The sequence below is a fragment of the Mycobacterium sp. genome, from assembly GCF_049802695.1.
Taxonomy (GTDB): Bacteria; Actinomycetota; Actinomycetes; order Mycobacteriales; family Mycobacteriaceae; genus Mycobacterium.
The window spans coordinates 1-2,749 of sequence record NZ_JBARMY010000527.1 but is presented as its reverse complement, the minus strand read 5'-3'; the positions used below and the strand labels follow the sequence as shown (position 1 = coordinate 2,749).

General features: G+C 68.5%; 4 protein-coding genes. 1 reads left to right on the top strand and 3 read right to left on the bottom strand.

Translation table 11 applies throughout. The features are described from left to right. A partial coding sequence (locus tag WA317_RS20785) for an alpha/beta fold hydrolase (RefSeq protein WP_425174822.1) occupies positions 1-332 on the top strand: 332 nt, incomplete at its 5' end. On the opposite strand, the gene marP is transcribed toward WA317_RS20785, so the two are convergent. From marP to WA317_RS20770, 3 genes are all read right to left on the bottom strand, one after another. After that, the gene (gene marP / locus WA317_RS20780; protein WP_425174821.1) at positions 325-1,515 is read right to left on the bottom strand and encodes an acid resistance serine protease MarP; all 1,191 of its coding nucleotides are present in this window, start codon (positions 1,513-1,515) and stop codon (positions 325-327) included. The two genes, WA317_RS20785 and marP, sit on opposite strands and share 8 nt — an antisense overlap. Beyond that, complete coding sequence (locus WA317_RS20775) at positions 1,512-2,366, bottom strand: NUDIX hydrolase (RefSeq protein ID WP_425174820.1); 855 nt, start codon at positions 2,364-2,366, stop codon at positions 1,512-1,514. Before WA317_RS20775 ends, marP begins: the two co-directional genes overlap by 4 nt. Then, a partial coding sequence (locus WA317_RS20770; protein ID WP_425174819.1) for a TlpA family protein disulfide reductase occupies positions 2,329-2,749 on the bottom strand: 421 nt, incomplete at its 5' end. The genes WA317_RS20775 and WA317_RS20770, both read right to left, overlap by 38 nt.

Below are 2,749 nucleotides of genomic sequence, written 5' to 3'. Positions count from 1 at the left end.
GCCATCTGCGTCAGGCGATGCAGATCCCGTCGGCAGTGCACTCGGCGCTGGAATACCAGCGTTGGGCGGTGCGCAGCCAGTTGCGGGATGAGGGCCGCCGGTTCATGCGGTCGATCAAACAACAGCTGGGCATCCCGGTGCTACACCTACGCGGTGACACCGACCCTTACGTGCTGGCCGATCCGGTCGAGCGGACGCAGCGTTACGCTCCGCACGGTCGCTACATTTCGGTAGCCGGCGCGGCGCATTTCAGTCACGAAGAGGCGCCCGACGAAGTCAACAGCCACCTGATGCGCTTCCTCGAGCAGGTGCACGGGCCGCGGCTCAACTGACGCAAGTCCCGGTCGGCACCTGCTGAGTGTCACCGATCTTGGCGAGCTGACCGTCTACCTCCTTGGCGGTCAGCACGAAGCCGGTGTCGTTGTCGTCGACGGCCGCGCCGAACACCACACCGAGCACCCGGCCGTTGAGGTCGATCATCGGTCCGCCCGAATTACCCTGCTCGACAGTCGCTCTGACGGTGTACACCTCGCGGGTCACCGTCGCGTTCCGATAGATGTCCGGACCCGAAAGTTGAATCGTCTCGCGGACTCTGGCCGGCGTTGCCTGGAAGTCGCCGCCGCCGGGATAGCCCATCACCAGTGCGTCGGTACCGGTTTTCGCCGCCTCATCGGCGAAAGCCAGCGGTTGAGCGGGCAAGTTCGGCGCGGCCAGAATCGCGATGTCCACTGACGGGTCGTAGGACACCACGGTTGCGTCGTAAGGATTGCCGTTGACAGCCACGGTGATGGTGTCCGCGCCGGCCACCACATGCGCGTTCGTCATCACCCGGTCAGGGGAGAGGACAAAGCCGCTGCCTTCCAGCACTTTCTGGCAGCTGGGCGCGATGGCGTGCACTTTCACCACACTGGCCTGGGTGGCCGCGACGACGGGGTTGCTGGCCAGTGCGGCGTCCGGCGTCGCCACCGCAACGACCGGTGTGCGGCTGAACGGCTCGAGCACCGCCGGCAGCCCGGAGGTGTTCAGCAGTGTCGACAGCCGCCTGGGCACCGTCTTCAGCCAGGTGGGCGCCATGTCGTTGACTTGGGCCAGCACCCGCGAACCCCGTACTGCGGAGGCCAGAGCCGGCTGGTCCTTGGACTGGGTCAGCGGTGTGGCCAGCAACCACGCCGCGGTCAGCACGACGACCAGCTGCAGCGCCATCCCGACCAGCGAGTCGAAGAACCGCACCGAGTCGCTGCGGATGGCACCGCGCACCGCCCGGCCCAGCACCACACCGGCGACCTCGCCGACGACCACCAGCGCCAGGATCAAAAACAGCGCGGCGAACAGCTTGGCGCGCGGAGCGCTGATCTGGGCGACCAGGTGCGGCGCCAGCAGCACACCGGCGACCGCGCCCAGCAGCACACCGACGAAAGACAGCAACGAACCCAACGCGCCGGACCGCCAGCCCGAGATCGCCGCGACGAAAGCCACTGCCAGCACGGCGATGTCCAGCCACTGAGAGGTGGTCATCGCGCCGCCCCGTCCCCGTCGCCGACCAACGCCATCGCCTCGTCAAGCTCACGCACGTCGGTAGTGTTCCAGGCCACGGCCCAGCCCGCCACGTCCAATATCGCCGAGATCACCTGACCAGTGAATCCCCACACCAGCATCTCGTCCAACAGGAACGCCGGTCCGGCGAAGCGACGGCCCAGCCCCCGGCGGAAAACCATCAGGCGGTTGGCCGGGTTGATGAAGGCCCGTACCGGGACGCGGGCCACCAGCGCGGTCTCTGCTTCGTTGACGACGGCGACCGGTCCGGGATCCGGGGAGTAGGCCAGCACCGGGACGACATGAAAGCCCGACGGCGGAATGAAGGTCCGCTCCATAACGGCAAGCGGATGCAGCCGACCGATATCGATGCCGGTCTCCTCGCGCGCCTCCCGCAGCGCGGTCGCCACCGGCCCGTCGTCGTCCGGATCGGAGGTGCCGCCGGGGAAAGCCGCCTGGCCCGCATGGTGGCGCAGCGTGCCGGCCCGCACTGTCAGCAGCAGATCCGCGTCGTCGGGAACAAAGCCGTTCGCAGAGCCGTCGGGTACGTGCTCGGGTCCGGAGAACAACACCAGCACCGCCGCATCGCGCCCACCGCCGCGCAGCGCGGCCGTCGCCTTGGCCACGGCCTCCATTGCCAGGACATCGGCGGGCAGACGACGCCGGAACACCGACGGCACCTGGGCGACGTTGTCGAGCAGCGGACGCAGCCACGCGGGGCCGATGTTGGACGGCAGCGGTACTGCCCCGCGCGAGCCGGCGGTACCCCCTGCGCTCAACGGCTCCTCCTCGCCCTCATCGCGCCTGGTCTCCGACCGCGGCGCTGATCTCATCGGCGTTGGCGAACGGTCGCGGCAGGACCTGCGCAACGCTACCGTTCGATCGCAACACCACTGTGGCGGGTATCGCGTTGGGAATGCCCAGCGCCGCGGCTATCCGACGACGGCCGTCCTGGAAAGTCGGCAATCGGACACCCAGCTCTGCCAGCCGCAACAGCCCGGCGGTCTCGTTCTGGTCCTGATGCACTGTCACCACCGTCACCTTCGAGCCGACGCGTCGTTGGTATTCGGCCATCGCCGGCAACTCGGCCGTGCACGGAGCACACCAGTAGGCCCAAAAATCAAGCACCACCGGGCCGCCGGCCAACGCCCGCGCGACGTCGACGGTTGCGCCGTCGGCCGCGCACTCCACCGTGACGCCGCGCAGCGGGTCGGTC